The following is an 18,493-nucleotide window of genomic DNA, read 5'->3' on the forward strand; positions in this document are numbered from 1 at the left end:
GGCCTCAGATGCGGGGGATCAGGAGAGATGCCCATGACCCTTGCCTTCGGACAACAGATGCTCGCCATTCCCGGCCCCAGCCCCGCGCCGGAACGGGTGCTGCGCGCCATGCATCGCAGCTCGCCCAATATCTATGACGGTGAACTGCCGGACATGCTGCCGGGGATCGTGGAGGATCTGAAGACCGTTGCGCGAACCGAGCATGACGTCTCGATCTATATCTGCAACGGGCACGGGGCGTGGGAGGCCGCGCTGAGCAACACCCTGTCGCGCGGCGATCACGTGCTGGTTCTGGCGACGGGTCGCTTCGCGCAAGGATGGCGCGAGATGGCGGGGCGGCTCGGCATCACCTCCGACCAGATCGACTTCGGCCCTGATGCGCCTGCCGATCCTGCGCGGGTGGAGGAAGCGTTGCGCGCCGATGACGGGCGGATCAAGGCTGTGCTCTGCGTGCAGACCGATACCGCATCCTCGGTGCGCAACGACATCGAGGCGATCGGCAAGGCGATCCGGGCCTCCGGTCACGATGCGTTGTTCATGGTCGACTGCATCGCGAGCCTGGGCTGCGAGCGGTTCGAGATGGACGCCTGGGGCGTCGACCTGATGATCACTGGATCGCAGAAGGGTCTGATGACCCCGGCTGGAATGGCCTTCGTCTATCACGGTCCCCGCGCTTGGGAGGCCTACGAGACCGCGGATCTGCGCAGCGGTTACTGGGACTGGGGCCTGCGCGCGCGGCCCGAGATGTTCTACCAACGCTTCTGCGGCACGGCGCCGACCCACCACCTCTACGGCCTGCGCGAGGCACTGACGATGCTGGTGCACGAGGAAGGGGTGGAGGCCGCGTGGGCGCGGCACGAGACCTTGGCGCGCGCCGTGTGGGCGGCGGTCGATCGGTGGGCGGAAGGCGGCGTCCTGCGCGCCAACATCGCCGATCCCGATCATCGGTCGCGGGCGGTGACGACCCTGCGTCTCGACGGGATCGATGCAGAACCGCTGCGGCGGTGGTGCGAAAAGCAGGTCGGCGTGACCCTCGGCGTGGGTCTGGGACTCGATATCGGCTCGGCCCGTAGCGTCGGCGTCTTCCGCATCGGTCACATGGGGCACTTGAACCCGCATTCGCTGCTCGGCACGCTCGCCTGTCTCGATGCAGGCCTGCGCGCGCAAGGCATCGCTGCGGGGCAAGGCGCCCTCGATGCCGTCATCGACGTCATCGCGAAGGCTTAGGGCGTCAGCACGACCCTCCAGTCGTGCCAACCATCGCTGGTGCTTCCCAGATGCTGCAGCTCCGCGCCGGTTTCCGGTGGAGGCTCGCCCGCCCCGGTCCGCAGGATCGCGCTCACCGGATGGCTCGGTCTGAATGTCCAGGATGGGCCGGGAAGGGGCAGGCCCCGCGGATGGGCTGCCATCCAGTCTGCGACCAGTTCGTGGGTCAGCCCCAGGTCCCCGGTGAGTGGGGGCAACACGTCGAGACCCGGAAAATTCCCGCCTCCTGCAAGGCGGTAGGTCGATGCGACGATTGCGACCGGGCGATCGTCGGCCAGTGCCTCGCCGCCCAGACGCAGATCGACGATGCGGTGCGCCTCGGGGTTCGCGAGCCGACCCGACGCGTCGAACCGATGCGGTCGTGTGGGATCGATCGCGTAGGTGACGCCGAGCGCACCGTCGAAGCTGTAGCCGGGCATGTCCGGGTTCACGAAGGACTGCGCAGGCCGGGTCGAGTGGAGCTGCGCAATATGCGTGCTGCCCATTTCGAGCCACCGCCGCAGGTCGCCTCCGGTTGCCGCGACCACCATGTTGTGATTGGCGAAGGGGCACAGATCGGCGACCGCACGCTCGGTCAGTTCACCCGCCGGGATGCGGGTGAAATGCTGGGGTCCGCCGCGCCCACCGTTGCGGACCGCCGCCGTGACCGCCACCAGTGGCAGGTCGGCCTCGACCTCCGGCCGGGCCTTCCACCACATCGCGGCCTGGACGGCCCTGACGGCTGCGACATCCGCGACGGAGGCGAACGTGGTGTCGAGCGGTTTTTCCGTTCGGGAGATGACCGTCGAGAGACGCGTCCGCGTCCGCGCGACATGCGGGGCTGCGATCGCTTCTATGCAGGGATCGGCTTCGACGGCAGCGCGCCGAAAACTCGCATCATGCGACCCGACCCGCCAGGCACCGTCGTCGACGCGTTCGAGCAGCAGATCGAGGACGCCGATCCTGTCGCCCTGCCAGCCCGGCATGATGCAGGGCTTGCCATTCACGACACCTCGGATCGGGTCGATGCCCTCGATCGCCCTGAAATCGGCGCCGGGAAAGAGGCGATGCTGATGACCGCACAGAATTGCGTCGACCTCGTCTATCGCCGAGATGGCGAGCACGGTGTGCTCGTCCTCGTCCGGATGCCCATGAGGAACGATGCCGGTATGGGCGAGGATGACGACGATATGGGCCCCTTCCTCGCGCAGCGCGACGGCCTCCCGCCGGATCGCCGGCGCGATCTCCTCGACCGTTACGCGACCGCACAGATGGTGACGGTTCCAGCGCATCACCCGCGGTGGCAGTGCGCCGGTGAACCCGACGAGAAGGGATTGCCCGCCATCGGTCTGCACCCGCTGCATGGCCCGCGTCGGCAGCACGGGGCCACCGTCGATCCAGTGCAGATTGGCGCAGACCATGGGCGTGCGTGCCGTCTTGCGAATGGCTCGAAGGTAGGAGAGCCCGAAATCCAGATCGTGATTGCCGAGGGTCTGGCCGTCGAAACCCAGCGCGTCGATTGCCTGTTGCATGGGATGACCGGCGCCGATGCTTTCGACATCCAGGTCATCGGTCAGAGGCGAGCCCTGAAAGGCATCCCCCAGATCGAACAGGAGTGACGCGCCGACTTCTGCGCGGGCCTGCAGGATCGGCCGGGCCAAGGCCGCCAATCCAAGTTGAGCGTTCCCGTCGGCAAGCAGTCGCGAGCCGTCGATCGCCATATGCAGATCGCTGGTGCACAGGAGCCGCAGCCCCGTCGTCACCTTCGCATCGTCGCGCATCAGTCAACCATTTCCCGCCGGGGCAATTCGGCGGTATGAGGACAAGGTCGGGAAGAAGGACGCCGTCCTCCGACCGCTGCACGACCAACTTGACCACCCGGAGATCGAAAATGCCAGCAATAACCTTGTCGCAAGTCGTGCAGGACGGACCGGAGGACGGGGTGCAGCCGCCGCTGCTGATCGCGCACGGGCTGTTCGGTTCGGCCCGGAACTGGGGTGCGATCTCGAAACGTCTCTCGGCCGAGCGCAGTGTCGTTGCCGTCGACATGCGAAATCACGGTGACAGTCCGCGCGGCGACCACGACTACCGCAATATGGCGGAGGATCTCGCCGCAACGGTCGAGCGCTCTGGAACGGCGATGGACGTGCTGGGGCACTCGATGGGCGGCAAGGCCGCGATGATGCTGGCGCTGACACGACCGGATCTGGTGAACCGACTGATCGTCGCCGATATCGCGCCTGTGGCCTACGACCATTCCCACACCGCTCATATCGAGGCGATGAGGTCCCTCGACCTCAGCGGGATCGAACGGCGGTCGGAGGCGGACGCGCGGCTCGCGCAGACGCTCCCGGATGCGGGCCTGCGCGCCTTCTTCCTGCAGAGTCTCGACCTGCGGGATGGACCGCGCTGGAAGCTCGACCTCGACCGGCTCGAGGCGGGGATGCCTGCATCCGTCGGCTGGCCGGATGTGGAGGGGCGGTTCGATGGTCCGGCGCTGTTCCTTGCGGGCGGCGCCTCGACCTATCTCACCGCCGGGCATCACGACGCCGTGCGGTCCTATTTTCCGAACGCGACGTTCCAGACGCTGGACGGCGCGGGCCACTGGCTGCATGCCGAACAACCGCGCCCCTTCGTTGACGCTGTCGCACGGTTCCTGTCTGATTGATCCCAACGGGCGCGTGTGACGCCCGATTGAGGGAGAACTAACATGCGCAAGGCGTTGAAATGGGCCGGGATCGGCCTTCTGGCTCTATTCGTGATCGCTGCGGTGGCGGTAGCGTTGAATTGGGAGCGGGTGGAGCGGCTGTCGCGGGTGAATTCCCTGTTCTCCGAGGAACTGATCGTCTCCAACTTCTCCGCGATGGACACGATGTTCGAGACGGCGCCCATGTCGCGCGGCGAGGGCGGGGTCACGGAATTGCCGGCGGCCGCGCGCGACCTGCCGGACGGTTTCGAGCATGACGGCCAGAGCTACGAAATCGCCGAGTGGCTGCGCGATCAGGCCGCGACGGGTCTCGTCGTGCTGGAAGACGGCGAGTTGGTCCACGAAGCCTACTTCCAGGGAACCGACCCAGAGGATCGGCGCATTTCCTGGTCGGTCGCCAAATCGTTCCTGTCGATCCTCTTGGGAACCGCGATCGAGGCGGGCGAGATCGCGTCGCTGGACGATCCGGTCGAGGACTATGCCCCCGATCTGGTCGGATCCGCCTACGAAGGCGTCACGGTCCGGCAGGTCGCAAACATGGCCTCGGGCGTGACTTTCGACGAGGACTACATGGATTTCAACAGCGACATCAACCGGATGGGCCGCGTTCTTGCCCTCGGGGGCTCGATGGACGAATTCGCCGCTGGGCTCAGCGAGCGGAACCGGGAGGCTGGCGAGAACTGGCAATACGTCTCGATCGACACCCATGTGCTGGGCATGGTGATCCGCGGCGCGACGGGCCGCTCGGTGGCCGATCTGATGCAGGACCGGCTGATCGCGCCGCTGGGGCTGGAGGCCGATCCCTACTACGTCACGGACGGCTACGGCACGGCCTTCGTGCTGGGCGGGCTCAACCTCACGACACGTGACTATGCGCGGTTCGGCCTGATGGTCGAGCAGGGCGGGGTGATCGACGGGCGGCGGATCGTGTCTGAGGACTGGATCGCCCGGTCCACATCCGCGTCCGCCCCTGCACCGGTGCCGGGTGGGCGCGAGACGCATGGCTACGGGCTGCAATGGTGGCTGCCCGAGGATGCGGCGCCCGGCGAGACCTATGCCGTGGGTGTCTATGACCAATATGTCTACATCGATCCGCAACGGGACGTCGTCGTCGCGCTCAATTCGGCCAATCGCGGCTTCCGCGAGCCGGGGGTGCGCGACGGACAGATCGCGATGTTCCGCGCGATCGCCGAGCATGTTTCCGATTGAGCGACAGTTTCTGCGCGCATTGATGGATTGTTGAGAAGGTGCTGGACAGCCAGATTGGCGGTGAAGGAGATCGCCATGTCCAACTTGCCTGCATCCACCACCATAGGCCACGTCCATCTGAAGGTCGCCGACCTCGACCGTTCGCTCGCCTTCTGGGAAGGCGTGATCGGGTTCGAGGTCCAGATGCGGATCGGCGACGAGGCGGCCTTCCTCTCGGCGGGGGGCTACCACCACCATATCGCCCTGAACACCTGGATGAGCCGCGGTGCCACGCCGCCGCCGAACGGGCATACCGGGTTGTTCCACGTGGCCATCCTGCTGCCGGACCGTCGCGGTCTCGCGCAGGTTCTGCACCGTCTGCGCGCGGCGGGGCACCCGCTGACGGGCGCATCGGATCACGGGGTGAGCGAGGCGATCTACCTAAACGATCCCGATGGGAATGGCGTTGAGCTCTATCGCGATCGGCCGGTCGAGGACTGGCCCCGCGATGCCGAGGGCGGGTTGGCGATGGTCACGAGGCCGCTCGATCTGAAGGCTCTGCTGGCCGAAGTCGACAGCTGAGTCCTGCCACGAAAAAGGGGCCTTTCGGCCCCTTCTCCTTCATTTGAATTTGCCCTTCGGGGGTCAGGCGGCCGCCTGCGCCTCCGGCCCGAAACGACCGTAGAAGCTCTCGCCGTTCTGAGCCATCTCGCGCAGCAGGGCGGGGGTCTCGAACCGCTCGCCGAAACGCTCGGTCAGGTCGTCGCAGATCTCGACGGCCTTCTCGGCCCCGAGGATGTCGAGCCAAGAGAAGGGGCCGCCCGACCACGGCATGAAGCCCCAGCCGAGGATCGCGCCGACATCGCCCTCGCGGATGTCCATCAGCACGCCTTCCTCCAGCGCGCGGACCGCTTCGAGCACCTGGCTCATGGCGAGGCGGTGCTGGACGGTGATGAGGTCCGGCTGGTCCTCGGCGGTCGGCCAGGTGTCGCGCAGGCCCTGCCAGATCATGCCGCGCTTGCCCTTCTCGTCGTACTCGTAGAAGCCCGCGTTGGACTTGCGGCCCAGACGCTCACCTTCGTAGAGCTTCGTGATCACGTCGTCGGCACCCGATTGCGGGTAGGCGTCGCCCATCGCGGCCTTGGTCGCCTTCATGATCTTGTAGCCTAGGTCGATCGAGGTCTCGTCCGTCAGCTGAAGCGGGCCGAGCGGCATGCCGAGCTGCTTGGCCGCCCCTTCGATCAGTGCGGGTTCGACGCCCTCGGCCACCATCCGCGCGCCTTCGTTGACGTAGGGGATGATGCAGCGGTTGGCGTAGAAGAAGCGCGCATCGTTGACGACGATCGGCGTCTTGCGGATCTGACGGACGTAGTCGAGCGACTTCGCCACCGCACGGTCGCCGGTCTCTTCACCCTTGATGATCTCCACCAGCAGCATCTTGTCGACGGGCGAGAAGAAGTGGATGCCGATGAACTGCTCTGGCCGCACGCTCGCCTTCGCCAGCTCGCTGATCGGCAGGGTCGAGGTGTTGGTCGCGAAGATGCAGTCATCGCCGACGATGGCCTCGACCTTCTTGGTGATCTCGGCCTTAACGCCGACATCCTCGAACACCGCCTCGACGATGAGGTCGGAGCCTGCAAGTGCTTCGAGATCGGTGGTCGCGGTGATGCGGCCCAGCACCTCGTCCTTCTTCTCCTGCGTGACCTTCTTGCGGCTCATGCCCTTGTCGAGCAGCCCTTCGGAGTAGCTCTTGCCCTTGTCGGCGCTCTCTTGTTGCTGGTCGATCAGCACGACCTCGATCCCGGCCATCGCGGAGACATAGGCGATGCCTGCGCCCATCATGCCCGCGCCGAGGATACCGACCTTCTTGACCGTCTGGTCGGGCACGCCCTCGGGACGCACGGCACCCTTCTCCAGCGCCTCCTTGTTGATGAAGAGCGAACGGATCATCGCGGCGGAGGAGGGGTTCATCAGGACCTTGGTGAACCAGCGCGCCTCGATCTTCAGCGCGGTGTCGAAGGGCACCATGGTCATCTCATAGGCCGCGGCCAGCAGCGCCTTGGCCGCCGGGAAGGCACCTTGCGTCTTGCCGTGCACCATCGCGGCGGCACCGACGAAGGTCTGGAAGCCGGCGGGGTGGTAGGCGGAGCCGCCGGGCATCTTGTAGCCCTTGGCATCCCACGGCTTCACGATGTCGGCGTCGGTGGCGTTCTTGACCCACTCCTTCGCGCGCGACAGCAGCTCGTCACCCGGTACGACCTCGTCGATCACGCCTGCGGATTTGGCTTTCGCGGGCGCGTTCATCTTGCCTTCGAGCAGCAGCGGAGAGGCCGCCATCACGCCCAGCATGTGGACGAGCCGCGCGGTACCGCCCGCACCGGGGAAGATGCCGACCATGATCTCGGGCAGGCCGATCTTGGCCTTGGGGTTGTCCGCGACGAAGCGGCGGTGACAGGCGAGACCGATCTCAAGCCCGATGCCCGCGGCGGTGCCGGGGGACGCCCACGCGACCGGCTTGCCGCCCTTGTTGGTCTTCTTGTCCATCGTGTTGCGCTCGATCTTGCGCAGCAGGTGGTGCATCTGCATCGTGCCTTCGAACAGGCCCTTCGCGGGATCGTCGCCGGCATCCTCCTTCATCTTCGAGAGGATGTTGAGGTCCATGCCCCCGGCGAAATCCTTTTTCGCCGAGGTGATGACGATGCCCTTCACGGCATCGTCCGCGATGGCCTTGTCGATGCCGTCATTGAGCTCCTCGAGCCCTTCGAGCGTCATCACATTCATGGACTTGCCCGGCAGATCCCAGGTCAGCGTTGCGATGCCGTCCGCATCGACGTCGTAGTGGAAAATGGTCATGAGCTTTCCTCTTTCATGGTTCCTGTCGGCCCCTGGGCCGTAATTTCGTCGGGATGGGCGTCACGGATCACGGTCCTTACGCCCATGAGGATGCGGCCGAGCAGGTTCTTGCCCGGCCATTGATCCGATGGTGTCTGCGATGCATTGGTGGCATCGAGCCCGATGCCCCAGATGAAATCGAGCGGGCTGGCCTCCGCCATGGGCTGCTGCCCCGTGTTGAGAAGCCTGCGTCGCAAGCCACGATTCTGCTCGAATTTGGCGAGGTTTACCTCGGCAACGATCCGGACCCGCTCGGCGTCCCAGATGGCGTCGTCGAAGCCGCGGACCTTTCGGCCCAACGCCTTCTGCCGGCCCGGTTCGTCGGCGCGAAGAATCTCGCCCGCGATATTGCCGTCGCCGAACAGGTTTGCCTTTGCGTACATCATGGCCTGCTCGGCACATGCGAACTTCTTGCCCCAGAGCTTGAAGTTCGACATGTGCCACTGGCTGAACGGACCCTTCCAGAAGAAGATCCACTGACTCGGTTCCACATCGAAATCGGCCGGAGGCGGAGCGAGTTGAAAAGCGCTCATATCACCCCCCCGATCAGCAGGTCGGGATCCTCGCTTTCGAGGAAGACCGGACGCCGTGCCGCCTCGTTGTGGGTGATGTGCAATCCAATCCGGTAGCCGCCCGCGCGACGCCGCATCCCGTAGGTGCAGTCATGCGCGATCAGCTCGACGTTCTCGCCGTTCACGTAGCGCCAGGTCACGTCCGCCATCACGATGCCCGGATCGAAGCCGCGGATCTCGCGAATGTCGAGTTCGACCCGCTCCAGCCCCAGCTTGGCGTAGCTGTCGCGGATATTGCGGCCGATGGCGAGCATCTCCGGACCTTCGTGGACCAGCGTCTGGTGCGGGCGCATCAGCACGACCTGGGTGTCGTAGAGCGACGCCCAGGTTTCGTGCTCGCCGGCCTCGAAGGCCGCGCGGAAGGTTTCGAGAACCTCTCTGACGCCCGCACTGACCATCAGACCCGCTCGATCACGGTGGCAGCACCCATGCCCGACGCGACGCAGAGCGTGCAGAGCGCGGTGCCCTTGCCTGTCCGCTCCAGCTCGTCGAGCGCGGTGCCGATGATCATCGCGCCGGTGGCCCCCAGCGGGTGACCCATCGCGATCGCGCCACCGTTGACGTTGACCTTGTCGTGATCGACGTCGAAGGCCTGCATGAAGCGCAGGACGACAGCGGCGAAGGCCTCGTTGACCTCGAACAGGTCGATGTCGGAGATCGACATGCCGGTATCGGCCATCAGCTTCTCGGTCACCGGAACCGGGCCGGTCAGCATGATGGTCGGATCCGTGCCGATCTTGGCGGTCGCCTTGATCCGGGCGCGCGCTTTCAGCCCGTGCTTCTCGCCGAACTCCTTGGAGCCGATGAGCAGGCCGGCAGCACCGTCAACGATACCCGAGGAGTTCCCGGCGTGGTGGACGTGGTTGATCTTCTCCAGATGCGGGTATTTCAGCATCGCGACATTGTCGAAGCCGGGCATGACCTCGCCCATCTCCTTGAAGGCGGGCTTGAGCGCGCCGAGCGACTGCATGTCGGTCTCGGGGCGCATGTACTCGTCACGGTCGAGGATCGGCAGGCCGTTCTGGTCGCGCACGGTCATGACGGAGTTGGCAAAGCGGCCTTCCTCCCAAGCACGCGCGGCGCGTTTCTGGCTCTCCATCGCATAGGCATCGCAATCGTCGCGGGAAAAGCCGTACTCGGTCGCGATGATGTCCGCCCCGATGCCCTGCGGCACGAAATAGGTCTTCATCGCCACGGTCGGATCGGCGGCGATGGCCGCGCCGTCGGACCCCATCGGCACGCGGCCCATCATCTCGACGCCCCCGGCGACATAGGCGTCTCCCGCCCCGCCGCGCACCTGGTTGCCCGCGAGGTTCACCGCTTCCATGCCCGAGGCACAGAACCGGTTGATCGACAGGCCTGGCGCGCGCTCGTTGAAGTCGGAATAGAGCACGGCGGTCCGTGCGAGGCAGCCGCCCTGTTCGCCGACCTGGGTGACGTTGCCCCAGATCACGTCCTCGACTTCCTCGGTCTTGAGGTCGTTGCGGCGCTTGAGTTCGTTGAGCACCTCGGCGGACAGCCGCACCGAGGTCACCTCGTGCAGGCTGCCGTCCTTGCGTCCCTTGCCGCGCGGCGTGCGCACGTGGTCGTAGATATAGGCTTCGGTCATATGATCCGCTCCTTCTAGCTGATCCAGGAATACCACAGACGGGCGGCGGCGAAGGTGCCGCCCGCGGCGATGGCGAGTTGCCACCGGTAGAAAGGTTTGAGCGCGCCGGTATGGCGCACGAGCTTGTAGGCCGCGGCGAAGGCGACCAGTGCCAGCGCGGGCAAGACGACGCCATGTGACATCAAAAGCAGCAATGTGACGGAGGTCAGCGCGATGCCCGCGATGACCTGCGCGGCCGCATGGGCCAGCGGGTTCTCGGGCTCCATGTCGCCGTTGTCCGGATGCGCCATGCGCGCGGGCTGGATGACCAGCGCAAGCGCGGGCAGGGCAAGTGCGGCGATCCACCAGAGGGTCATGGCGCGACCTCCGACGGCAAGGCGACCCGACGTGTCCGGCCCGAGTTCATTTGCGCCCCGGCATCAGGTCATAGGGATGCTGCCAGCCATCGAGCGCCGCGATCCGGTCGAGCCAGGCCGCGATGTTCGGCCAGTCCCCCCGGTCGAAGCCGAAGGGCTCGGGGTAATAGAGGTAGGAGCAGCAGGAAAAATCGGCATAGGTTGGATTGTCCGTCGCTACCCACTCGCGCCCGTCGAGCCGCCGTTCCAACACGGTCAGTGCCGCCTTGAGACGACCCTGCAGGAAGCCGATCACCTGCTCGGGCCGCTTCTCCTCGGGGACGAAGTTCATCAGGAACCGGGTCACACCCGCCTGGCTCGACATCTTGTGATTGTCCCACAGGACCCAGCGCAGCACCTCACGCCGCTCGACCGCCGATCCCGGCGCGAACTTGCCCAGCGAGGTCGCGAGATAGTCTAGGATGACGCCCGATTGTGTCAGTCGCACGCCCTTGTGGTCCAGCACCGGGGCTTCGGCCATTTCGTTGAGCTCGAGATATTCGGGCGCGCGGACCGCGCCGTTCATGAAATCGACGAAGACCGGCTCCCAATCGGCGCCGGACAGCTCCAGCATCAGGGCGGCCTTGTAGGAATGGCCGCTTTCGGCGAAGCAGTGCAACTTGTAGTCGGCCATCTCGATCTCCCTGTCGTCTTCCCTGTCGCGGTCCCGCGCGCTGGGACCGCTTCGATCGGTGCGGCCCCGGATCGGGTCCGGGGCATCGGGCGGGCCTCAGAGGCCCCGCCCGATGATCTCCTTCATGATCTCGTTCGTGCCGCCATAAATCTTCTGCACGCGTGCGTCGGCCCACATCTCGGCGATGGGATATTCCATCATGTAGCCATAGCCGCCGAAGAGTTGCAGGCACTCGTCGATCACCTTGTTCTGCATGTCGGCCAGCCAGTACTTGTTCATCGCCGCGGTCTCGACACTCAGCTCGCCCTTGATATGGGCACTGATGCACTGATCGTTGAAGGCCCGTGCGGCGATCGTGTTCGTCTTGCACTCGGCCAGCTTGAAGCGGGTGTTCTGGAACTGCAGCAGGTTGCCGCCGAAGGCCTCACGTTCCTTGCAATAGTCGATGGTGCGTCGGACGGCGCCTTCCATCGCGCCCACGGCGCCGGTGCCGATGACCAGACGCTCCTGCGGAAGCTGCTGCATCATCTGGTAGAAGCCCTGGTTCTCCACCCCGCCCAGCAGGTTCTCGGGCGCGATCTCGACATCGTCGAAGAACAGCTCGGAGGTGTCCGCGGCCTTGAGGCCTACCTTGTCGAGATTGCGGCCCCGGCGGAAGCCCTCGGCCCCGTCCGTCTCCAGCACCATCAGCGAGATGCCCTTCGCGCCCTGGCTCGGATCGGTCTTGGCGGCTACCAGGATCAGGTTCGCGTGCTGGCCATTGGTGATGAAGATCTTGGAGCCGGTCATGCGGTAGGCATTGCCCGACTTGATCGCGCGGGTCTTGATGCGCTGCACGTCCGAGCCGGTCGAGGGTTCGGTCATGGCGAGGGCGCCGACCAGTTCGCCCGTCACCATCTTGGGCAGCCAGCGCGCCTTCTGCTCGTCTGTGCCGTAGGACAGGATGTAATGTGCTACGATCGGCGTGTGAATGCCGAAGCCCCAGCTGGCGAGGTTCGCGCGCGACCCTTCCATCAGGATCACGGCGTCATGGCTGAAATCGCCGCCCGATCCGCCGAATTCCTCCGGAATCGAGGCGCCGAGCAGGCCCAGCTCGCCCGCTTCGTTCCAGGTCTCCCGCTCCATGATGCCGTCATGGCGCCATTTCTCCATGCGGGGCGCCCATTTCTCGGCGATGAACTCGCGCGTCATGTCCTCGAGCATCACGTGCTCGTCGGTCATCCAGTCGGATTTCAGGTTCTGGAACGTCACGGTTCTCACTCCCTTGGCGGCCCGTGCGGGGCTCTTGATCGTTCGGATCCGCGTCTTGGCGCGCGGTGTCCGGTCTGGCTGCCTCCGCGGGCGCACCCGCGGAGGCCGGAATCGTGGCCTGCGATCAGAAGTTCGCGACGTCGAGGCCCATGACGTTCGCTCCGCCGGCCTGCACACGCTGCAGCAGCAGCGAGGTCTCGGGCAGCTTGCGGGTCATGTAGTAGCGTCCGGTGACGAGCTTGCTCTCGTAGAACTCGGTGTCGCCGGTGCCCGCGTCGAGGGCGGCATATGCGGCCTTTGCCGACCGCGCCCACATCAGGCCGAAGCAGACATGGCCAAAGAGATGCATGAAGTCATGCGCCCCCGACAGGGCGTCATCCGGCTTGCCCGCGTTCTGCATGAAGTACATGCCCGCGGCCTGAAGGTCCTTCGACGCGGCCTTCAACGGCTCGACGAACTCCTTCATGCGCTCGTCCTCGGCGTTCTCCTTGATGAAGTTCTTCACCAGGTCGAAGAATGCCATGACGTGCTTGCCGTTGTCGGAGGCGAGCTTGCGGCCCACGAGGTCGAGCGCCTGGATGCCGTTGGTGCCTTCGTAGATCAGCGCGATGCGGCAATCGCGGACGAACTGCTCCGCACCCCACTCGGTCGTGAAGCCCGAGCCGCCATAGACCTGCTGGGCGGAGATCGTCGCGTCGAGACCCTTGTCGGTCAGGAAGCCCTTCACGACCGGGATCAGCAGAGAGACCAGACCTTCCGCATCCTCGTCGCCATTGCGGCGCGAGCGGTCGATCATGGTCGCGGCCCACAGCATGAAGGCGCGCCCCCCTTCGACGAAGCTCTTCTGGTCCATCAGCATCCTGCGCACGTCGGGGAAGTGGATGATGCTGTCGGCGGCCTTCTCGGGCTCCTTCGGGCCGGTCACGGCACGGCCCTGGATACGGTCCTTCGCGAAGGCCAGCGCGTTCTGGTAGGCGACGGATGCCTGCGCGAGCCCCTGCATCCCGACGCCGAGGCGCGCTTCGTTCATCATGGTGAACATGGCGCGCAGGCCCTTGTGCTTCTCCCCGATCAGGAAGCCGGTGGCGCCGTCATAGTTCATCACGCAGGTCGCGTTGCCGTGGATGCCCATCTTGGACTCGAGGCCGCCGCAGGACACCGCATTTCGTTCACCCAGGGAGCCGTCGTCCTTGACCATGAACTTCGGCACGATGAAGAGGCTGATGCCCTTCACGCCCTCGGGCCCGCCGGGAATCTTGGCCAGCACCAGGTGAATGATGTTCTCGGCCATCTCATGCTCGCCCGCGGAGATCCAGATCTTCTGGCCGGTGATCTTGTAGGTGCCGTCGTCCTGCGGCTCGGCCTTGGTGCGGATCAGGCCCAGATCGGTGCCGCATTGCGGCTCCGTCAGGTTCATGGTGCCGCCCCATTTGAAGCTGACGAGGTTGGGCAGATAGGTCTGTTTCTGCTCGTCGGAGCCATGCGCGTGGATCGCGGCATAGGCGCCGTGGGTCAGGCCGGGATACATCATCAGCGCCATGTTGGCGGCGGAGTGCATCTCGCCAACAGCGACCGACAGCGTGTAGGGCATGCCCTGGCCACCATATTCGGGATCGCAGTCGAAACCGGTCCAGCCGCCGTCGCGCAGCGTGTCGATCGCACCCTGGAACCCTTCCGGCACGCGCACCACGCCGTTCTCCAGCTTGCAGCCCTGTTCGTCACCGACGACGTTCAGCGGCTGCAGCACGTCACGCGCGATCTTGCCCGCTTCCTCCAGCACCGCGCCGGTGAAGTCGCGGTCCAACTCGTCGAAGCCGGGAATGTCCTGCGCAGACACGTTCAGCACGTCATGCAGGACGAAATCGATATCCTTGGTCGTCGGCTCGTAGAAGGGCATTTCTCTCTCCGTGTGGTCGTCTCGGCGGCTTGTCGCCGCGCATTGATATGAAGGGCAGGGGTCAGGCCGCGATCGACACGCCCCGCGATTTCAGGATGTCGCGCGCGTCTGCCATCTTGGCTTCGAGATCGGCGATCGCGGCGTCGAGCTCGTCGCGCTGCGCGCGCATCGCCTCCAGCCGCTCCTGCGCGACGCTGTAGGTCCGGGCGAGCTGCGTCCGTTGCTGGTCGCCGATATCGTAGAGGTCGAGAAGCTGTCGGATCTCCTCGAGGCTGAAGCCGAAGCGCTTGCCTTGCAGGATCAGTTTCAGCCGCGCGCGATCGGAGCGGGTGAATAGCCGACGCGAGCCTTCGCGGCGCGGGAACAGCAGTTCCTTGCTCTCATAGAAGCGAAGCGTGCGCGGGGTCACCGCGAACTCCTCGCACATCTGGCCGATGGTGCTGAGCGTATCGGACATGACGAAACCCTCCCTGATCCCGTTGAGTGGGAAACTGTCGTCGTCGCCTCCCGGTTTCAACCGTTAACTTGACGCGAACGTAAACTGTCACGCAACGTCAATTTTGGGGAGGGCCATCGATGGCGATCGCGTGACCTCGCGGAGAGCGACGCCACCCGCTGCAATCTGATGCGGATGATGGAAAAGTCACCTCCGCACGATAGGTCCGAACGGGGTGCCGTCGGGGCTTGAGAAGCTTCCAGCCGACAGGCTAGATCGGGGCGGCAGGGAGAATGCGATGCGCAACTGGCTGCGTGCGGCGCGCCTGAACAGATCCGGACGACGCCCGCGCGATCTGGCGCTGATCTGGGTGATCGACGCGGGCAAGTTCGAATGGCAGGCGGTCCTGCTGCTGATCTCCATCCTCGAACGGTTCGCACCCGAGGAGCGGCCCGCCCTCCATGCCTATCTGCCTGCTGATGCGGCGGATGCGGTCTCTCCCGATGTGCTCGATTTCCATCGCAGGAACGGTGTCACGGTCCAAGTCCTGCCGCCGATGGCGGATGCTCTGGATCCCGACTATCGGCACGGGCACAAGATCCTCGCCTGCGCGATGCCGCGACGCGTGGACGCGACGATGTTCCTGGATACCGATACGGTCATCCTGCGCCGATGCGATCCGCTGTCGGTGCTCGAAAAGGTCGATCTGGCCGCGATGCCGTCGCATCACACGCCGTGGGCACCGCATCAGAGCGCTCGCTGGCGCGACCTCTATCGGCAGGCCGGGTGGGACTGGGATGCGGCGGCGCTCTTGCAGGGTGCGCACCCGCATTTCAACGCGGGCGTCATCCTGTTTCGCGAGGGGCCGATCATCGGGCGGCGCCGCTTCGGCGAGGCCTGGCGCGATACGGCGCGCCAGATCGATGCCCTCGATGGGTTGGAGGAGCGCCGCCCCTGGCTGGACCAGATCGCACTGGGTGCGCTGGCCGCACAGCTCGACCCCGACCGGATCGCGCCGCTGGATGCGGGCTGGAACTATCCGATCACGCAGGTCGACGAGGAGATTCCCGTGACCGCTCGGATCATCCACCACCATTCGGGCAGTCGGCCGTTGCGACTGATCCGGGCCATCGGCCATGTCCCGCTGACCCAGATGCTACGCGGCCATCCGCCCTATGAGGACATCGAGAAATTCCGCGGTCTGGTCGAGGAGAGCTTTACCCGATTCCACGTGCCCGCCTACAAGGCCGAGCGGCGCCACGGCCGCATCGCGCGGCGGGGAGAGGCGGAATGATCGGCGTTTTCGACAGCGGGCATGGCGGCCTGACCACGCTCGCGGCCCTGCAGGCCCGACTGCCCGCGCAACAATTCGTCTATCTCGGCGACCACGCCAATGCCCCCTACGGCCCCCGTACGCGGGGGGAGATCGTCGAACTGACGCGCGCGGCGCTCGACAGGCTGTTCCGGCGGGGTTGCACCCTCGTCGTCATCGCCTGCAATACCGCAGCCGCGGTCGCCTTGCGCGATCTTCAGCAAGGCTGGCTGGCCGAGGCCTGGCCGGACCGCCGCGCGCTCGGCGTCTTCGTGCCGGTCATCGAGGCCTTGAGCGGGCGGGACTGGGCCGACGACTCGCCGCCGGATGACCTCACCGGCACCCGGATCGCGCTGTTCGCGACGCAGGCCACCGTCGATAGCGGTGCCTTCGCGCGCGAGATGCGGTTTCGGGCGCGCGGAATGGAGATCGTGCAGGTCGCGTGTCCCGGCCTCGTCGATCTGCTGGAAGCCGGACGGATGGAGGAGGCCAGAGCGCTGGCAGGCGGCTTCGCCGACACGGTCTCGGAATTCGCGCCGTCGCGCGCCTTCCTCGGCTGCACGCATTATCCCCTGGTCGCCGATGCCTTCACCACGTCGCTGGGGCCTGAGGTCGAGATCATCTCGCAGCCCGACTGCGTCGCCGACAGCCTCTTTGACTACCTCGGGCGCCATCCGGCGCATCGCGCGGCGGGCGGAACCGAGTATCTCACGACGGGTGATCCGGGAAAGGTGAGAGCGGCCGCATACACACTGACCGGGCGTGATCTCGCCTTTTCGAAACTCTAGGACTTGAGGGAGGCTTCGGCCACGTCGCGCAGCCGCTTCAACTCGTCGATCGCGTCGTCCAGTTCCGCCTTGCGCTGTTCCAGCTCGTCGATCTGGCGGGTCGACAGCTCGATCCACTCACGGTTCTGGGTCGTCTGGTCGTCCTCCAGCTCGTAGAGCTCCAGCCATTGCCGGATCTCTTCCAGGCTGAAGCCGAAGCGGCGCCCGCGCAGGATCAGCGTCAGGCGCGCCCGCTCGCGTGCACCGTAGAGGCGTTTGCGCCCGTCGCGCTCTGGCGACAGCAATTCGATGTATTCGTAATAGCGCAGCGTGCGGGGGGTCACGTCGAACGCCTCGCACATCTCCTGCAATGTCTGCTTGGCCTCTGACATCCCGATCTCCCCACGTTCCGGTCTTTTCGCCGCTCTTGGGTCATTTTCGGTCCTGGCGAGATAAAATCAAGGCTGGAACGCCGCAGAGGCTTGCGCGAGGTCAGGCGCGTCCCTCCCATTGCCCAGCCGCGTGTCGCCCCATATGACAGGGCAGGACGACAGAAAGGGCGATGGCATGGATGCCGAGAAGATGGAGACGATCGCCAAGCAGATGATGCAGGCGATCCCGCATTCGCAGGCACTGGGCATGGAGCTGGACGAGATCGGGCCGGGCACGGCGGTCGCGCATGTGCCCTATGCCGAGAAGCTGATCGGCGATCCGCGCACGGGCGTGGTGCATGGCGGCGTCATCACGGCGCTGCTCGACGGGACCTGCGGGACGGCGGTGATGACCCATCCCAACGCGCCGGGCGGCACCGCGACGATCGACCTTCGCATCGACTACATGCGCGCGGCCAAGCCCGGCCGCACCATCACGGCACGCGCCGAATGCTACCGCGTCACGCGGTCCGTCGCCTTCGTGCGGGCGATCGCGGACGATGGCGATCCCGACGATCCGGTCGCGCAGGCCAACGGCGCCTTCACGATGGAGGCTCACCGTCGCAAGGGAGCGAAGGCATGAGCCGCCCGCGCAACGAACCCGTGCAGGAAGTGAAGGCCCGGCGCGACGCGGCCCTGTCACGGATGACCGACGCGGTGCCCTACATGCGCTTCATCGGCCTGCGCTTCGACCGACGCGGCAACGAGCTGACGGCGATCCTGCCCTTTTCGCAGCACCTGATCGGCAATCCGGTCCTGCCTGCCCTGCACGGCGGCGCGATCGGCGCGTTTCTGGAGTCGGCGGCCATCGTCGAGCTGATGTGGTCGCGCGTCTGGGCTCGCATGGAGGCGGGCGGCGCGGAGGCCGACGCCATCGAGGCCGGCGAATTCGGCGACTGGCCCAAGGTCGTGGACATTACCGTCGACTACCTGCGCTCGGGTCTGCCGCGCGACGCCTATGCGCGTGCGACGATCACGCGGGTCGGGCGGCGCTACGCCTCCGTCCGGGTCGAGGCCTGGCAGGACGACCGCGCCAAGCCCTTCGCCGAGGCGATGGTTCATTTCGTGATGCCGCGCGACCCGGACTGATCGGTCCGCACCGTAACATCGCGTCGCGGATACCGGTCAGGGTCGCGCATCGCAGCCCAGACCGGATG

The 18,493-nt window shown here is 65.8% G+C and carries 19 protein-coding genes; 8 read left to right on the forward strand and 11 right to left on the reverse strand.

Translation table 11 applies throughout. The features are described from left to right. The first annotated feature begins 33 nt into the window (after nt 1–33). Nucleotides 34–1,227 (forward strand): alanine--glyoxylate aminotransferase family protein, encoded by a 1,194-nt coding sequence (locus RX333_RS00415; protein WP_316012924.1) that lies wholly within the window; start codon nt 34–36, stop codon nt 1,225–1,227. On the opposite strand, the gene RX333_RS00420 is transcribed toward RX333_RS00415, so the two are convergent. Beyond that, on the reverse strand, nt 1,224–3,026 hold the full coding sequence (locus RX333_RS00420; RefSeq protein WP_316012925.1) for a 5'-nucleotidase C-terminal domain-containing protein: 1,803 nt from the start codon (nt 3,024–3,026) through the stop codon (nt 1,224–1,226). The two genes, RX333_RS00415 and RX333_RS00420, sit on opposite strands and share 4 nt — an antisense overlap. A gap of 110 nt (nt 3,027–3,136) precedes the next feature. On the opposite strand from RX333_RS00420, the gene RX333_RS00425 reads away from it, so the two are divergent. From RX333_RS00425 to RX333_RS00435, 3 genes are all read left to right on the forward strand, one after another. After that, a complete protein-coding gene (locus RX333_RS00425; protein ID WP_316012926.1) occupies nt 3,137–3,913 on the forward strand; it encodes an alpha/beta fold hydrolase in 777 nt (258 codons plus the stop codon). A 42-nt stretch (nt 3,914–3,955) separates the two neighbouring features. Then, nucleotides 3,956–5,161, forward strand: coding sequence for a serine hydrolase (locus RX333_RS00430; RefSeq protein ID WP_316012927.1), 1,206 nt, complete (start codon nt 3,956–3,958; stop codon nt 5,159–5,161). 75 nt (nt 5,162–5,236) lie between these two features. Beyond that, nucleotides 5,237–5,722: a VOC family protein gene (locus RX333_RS00435; RefSeq protein WP_316012928.1), complete on the forward strand. Its 486-nt coding sequence runs from the start codon at nt 5,237–5,239 to the stop codon at nt 5,720–5,722. 63 nt (nt 5,723–5,785) lie between these two features. Here the strand turns inward: RX333_RS00435 and RX333_RS00440 are convergent, their stop codons facing one another. From RX333_RS00440 to RX333_RS00480, 9 genes are all read right to left on the reverse strand, one after another. Beyond that, complete coding sequence (locus tag RX333_RS00440; RefSeq protein WP_316012929.1) at nt 5,786–7,993, reverse strand: 3-hydroxyacyl-CoA dehydrogenase NAD-binding domain-containing protein; 2,208 nt, start codon at nt 7,991–7,993, stop codon at nt 5,786–5,788. Then, the gene (locus tag RX333_RS00445; RefSeq protein WP_316012930.1) at nt 7,990–8,565 is read right to left on the reverse strand and encodes an NADAR family protein; all 576 of its coding nucleotides are present in this window, start codon (nt 8,563–8,565) and stop codon (nt 7,990–7,992) included. The genes RX333_RS00440 and RX333_RS00445 overlap by 4 nt, the downstream gene beginning before the upstream one ends. After that, nucleotides 8,562–9,002 carry a DUF4440 domain-containing protein gene (locus RX333_RS00450; RefSeq protein WP_316012931.1) on the reverse strand — a complete coding sequence of 147 codons (441 nt, stop codon included), beginning with the start codon at nt 9,000–9,002 and terminating at the stop codon, nt 8,562–8,564. The genes RX333_RS00445 and RX333_RS00450 overlap by 4 nt, the downstream gene beginning before the upstream one ends. Then, nucleotides 9,002–10,213: an acetyl-CoA C-acetyltransferase gene (locus RX333_RS00455; RefSeq protein WP_316012932.1), complete on the reverse strand. Its 1,212-nt coding sequence runs from the start codon at nt 10,211–10,213 to the stop codon at nt 9,002–9,004. The genes RX333_RS00450 and RX333_RS00455 overlap by 1 nt, the downstream gene beginning before the upstream one ends. A gap of 14 nt (nt 10,214–10,227) precedes the next feature. Continuing rightward, a complete protein-coding gene (locus RX333_RS00460; protein WP_316012933.1) occupies nt 10,228–10,569 on the reverse strand; it encodes a hypothetical protein in 342 nt (113 codons plus the stop codon). A 46-nt stretch (nt 10,570–10,615) separates the two neighbouring features. Then, a complete protein-coding gene (locus RX333_RS00465) occupies nt 10,616–11,242 on the reverse strand; it encodes a glutathione S-transferase (RefSeq protein WP_316012934.1) in 627 nt (208 codons plus the stop codon). Nucleotides 11,243–11,338: 96 nt separating this feature from the next. Further along, nucleotides 11,339–12,463, reverse strand: a complete 1,125-nt coding sequence (locus RX333_RS00470; protein ID WP_316013232.1) for an acyl-CoA dehydrogenase family protein — start codon at nt 12,461–12,463, stop codon at nt 11,339–11,341. Nucleotides 12,464–12,617: 154 nt separating this feature from the next. Next, the gene (locus RX333_RS00475; RefSeq protein WP_316012935.1) at nt 12,618–14,390 is read right to left on the reverse strand and encodes an acyl-CoA dehydrogenase C-terminal domain-containing protein; all 1,773 of its coding nucleotides are present in this window, start codon (nt 14,388–14,390) and stop codon (nt 12,618–12,620) included. Nucleotides 14,391–14,451: 61 nt separating this feature from the next. Continuing rightward, nucleotides 14,452–14,847 carry a MerR family DNA-binding transcriptional regulator gene (locus RX333_RS00480; protein ID WP_316012936.1) on the reverse strand — a complete coding sequence of 132 codons (396 nt, stop codon included), beginning with the start codon at nt 14,845–14,847 and terminating at the stop codon, nt 14,452–14,454. Nucleotides 14,848–15,124: 277 nt separating this feature from the next. Here RX333_RS00480 and RX333_RS00485 point away from each other — a divergent pair, with 277 nt between their 5' ends. Both RX333_RS00485 and RX333_RS00490 read left to right on the forward strand, forming a co-directional pair. Next, nucleotides 15,125–16,120, forward strand: a complete 996-nt coding sequence (locus RX333_RS00485) for a hypothetical protein (RefSeq protein WP_316012937.1) — start codon at nt 15,125–15,127, stop codon at nt 16,118–16,120. Then, nucleotides 16,117–16,926: a glutamate racemase gene (locus tag RX333_RS00490; protein WP_316012938.1), complete on the forward strand. Its 810-nt coding sequence runs from the start codon at nt 16,117–16,119 to the stop codon at nt 16,924–16,926. Before RX333_RS00485 ends, RX333_RS00490 begins: the two co-directional genes overlap by 4 nt. Here the strand turns inward: RX333_RS00490 and RX333_RS00495 are convergent. Beyond that, a complete protein-coding gene (locus RX333_RS00495) occupies nt 16,923–17,297 on the reverse strand; it encodes a MerR family DNA-binding transcriptional regulator (RefSeq protein ID WP_316012939.1) in 375 nt (124 codons plus the stop codon). The two genes, RX333_RS00490 and RX333_RS00495, sit on opposite strands and share 4 nt — an antisense overlap. Before the next feature lie 142 nt (nt 17,298–17,439). Here RX333_RS00495 and RX333_RS00500 point away from each other — a divergent pair, with 142 nt between their 5' ends. Together RX333_RS00500 and RX333_RS00505 are read left to right on the forward strand one after the other, a co-directional pair. Then, entirely contained in the window at nt 17,440–17,919 is a 480-nt protein-coding gene (locus tag RX333_RS00500; RefSeq protein ID WP_316012940.1) for a PaaI family thioesterase, read from the forward strand. Continuing rightward, entirely contained in the window at nt 17,916–18,425 is a 510-nt protein-coding gene (locus tag RX333_RS00505) for a PaaI family thioesterase (protein ID WP_316012941.1), read from the forward strand. Before RX333_RS00500 ends, RX333_RS00505 begins: the two co-directional genes overlap by 4 nt. Nucleotides 18,426–18,493: the final 68 nt, after the last annotated feature.

Origin of the sequence: Roseobacter sp. HKCCA0434 (assembly GCF_032464675.1) — a bacterium.
GTDB lineage: Bacteria > Pseudomonadota > Alphaproteobacteria > Rhodobacterales > Rhodobacteraceae > Pontivivens.

Bases quoted from the DNA above. Each gene is read 5' to 3' on its own strand.
- RX333_RS00445 (WP_316012930.1), bottom strand. From the start codon at position 8,565: ATGAGCGCTTTTCAACTCGCTCCGCCTCCGGCCGATTTCGATGTGGAA.
- RX333_RS00480 (WP_316012936.1), bottom strand. From the start codon at position 14,847: ATGTCCGATACGCTCAGCACCATCGGCCAGATGTGCGAGGAGTTCGCG.
- RX333_RS00455 (WP_316012932.1), bottom strand. From the start codon at position 10,213: ATGACCGAAGCCTATATCTACGACCACGTGCGCACGCCGCGCGGCAAG.
- RX333_RS00495 (WP_316012939.1), bottom strand. From the start codon at position 17,297: ATGTCAGAGGCCAAGCAGACATTGCAGGAGATGTGCGAGGCGTTCGAC.
- RX333_RS00500 (WP_316012940.1), top strand. From the start codon at position 17,440: ATGACAGGGCAGGACGACAGAAAGGGCGATGGCATGGATGCCGAGAAG.
- RX333_RS00475 (WP_316012935.1), bottom strand. From the start codon at position 14,390: ATGCCCTTCTACGAGCCGACGACCAAGGATATCGATTTCGTCCTGCAT.
- RX333_RS00430 (WP_316012927.1), top strand. From the start codon at position 3,956: ATGCGCAAGGCGTTGAAATGGGCCGGGATCGGCCTTCTGGCTCTATTC.
- RX333_RS00415 (WP_316012924.1), top strand. From the start codon at position 34: ATGACCCTTGCCTTCGGACAACAGATGCTCGCCATTCCCGGCCCCAGC.
- RX333_RS00485 (WP_316012937.1), top strand. From the start codon at position 15,125: ATGCGCAACTGGCTGCGTGCGGCGCGCCTGAACAGATCCGGACGACGC.
- RX333_RS00450 (WP_316012931.1), bottom strand. From the start codon at position 9,002: ATGGTCAGTGCGGGCGTCAGAGAGGTTCTCGAAACCTTCCGCGCGGCC.
- RX333_RS00435 (WP_316012928.1), top strand. From the start codon at position 5,237: ATGTCCAACTTGCCTGCATCCACCACCATAGGCCACGTCCATCTGAAG.
- RX333_RS00425 (WP_316012926.1), top strand. From the start codon at position 3,137: ATGCCAGCAATAACCTTGTCGCAAGTCGTGCAGGACGGACCGGAGGAC.
- RX333_RS00440 (WP_316012929.1), bottom strand. From the start codon at position 7,993: ATGACCATTTTCCACTACGACGTCGATGCGGACGGCATCGCAACGCTG.
- RX333_RS00420 (WP_316012925.1), bottom strand. From the start codon at position 3,026: ATGCGCGACGATGCGAAGGTGACGACGGGGCTGCGGCTCCTGTGCACC.
- RX333_RS00470 (WP_316013232.1), bottom strand. From the start codon at position 12,463: ATGACCGACGAGCACGTGATGCTCGAGGACATGACGCGCGAGTTCATC.
- RX333_RS00465 (WP_316012934.1), bottom strand. From the start codon at position 11,242: ATGGCCGACTACAAGTTGCACTGCTTCGCCGAAAGCGGCCATTCCTAC.
- RX333_RS00460 (WP_316012933.1), bottom strand. From the start codon at position 10,569: ATGACCCTCTGGTGGATCGCCGCACTTGCCCTGCCCGCGCTTGCGCTG.
- RX333_RS00505 (WP_316012941.1), top strand. From the start codon at position 17,916: ATGAGCCGCCCGCGCAACGAACCCGTGCAGGAAGTGAAGGCCCGGCGC.
- RX333_RS00490 (WP_316012938.1), top strand. From the start codon at position 16,117: ATGATCGGCGTTTTCGACAGCGGGCATGGCGGCCTGACCACGCTCGCG.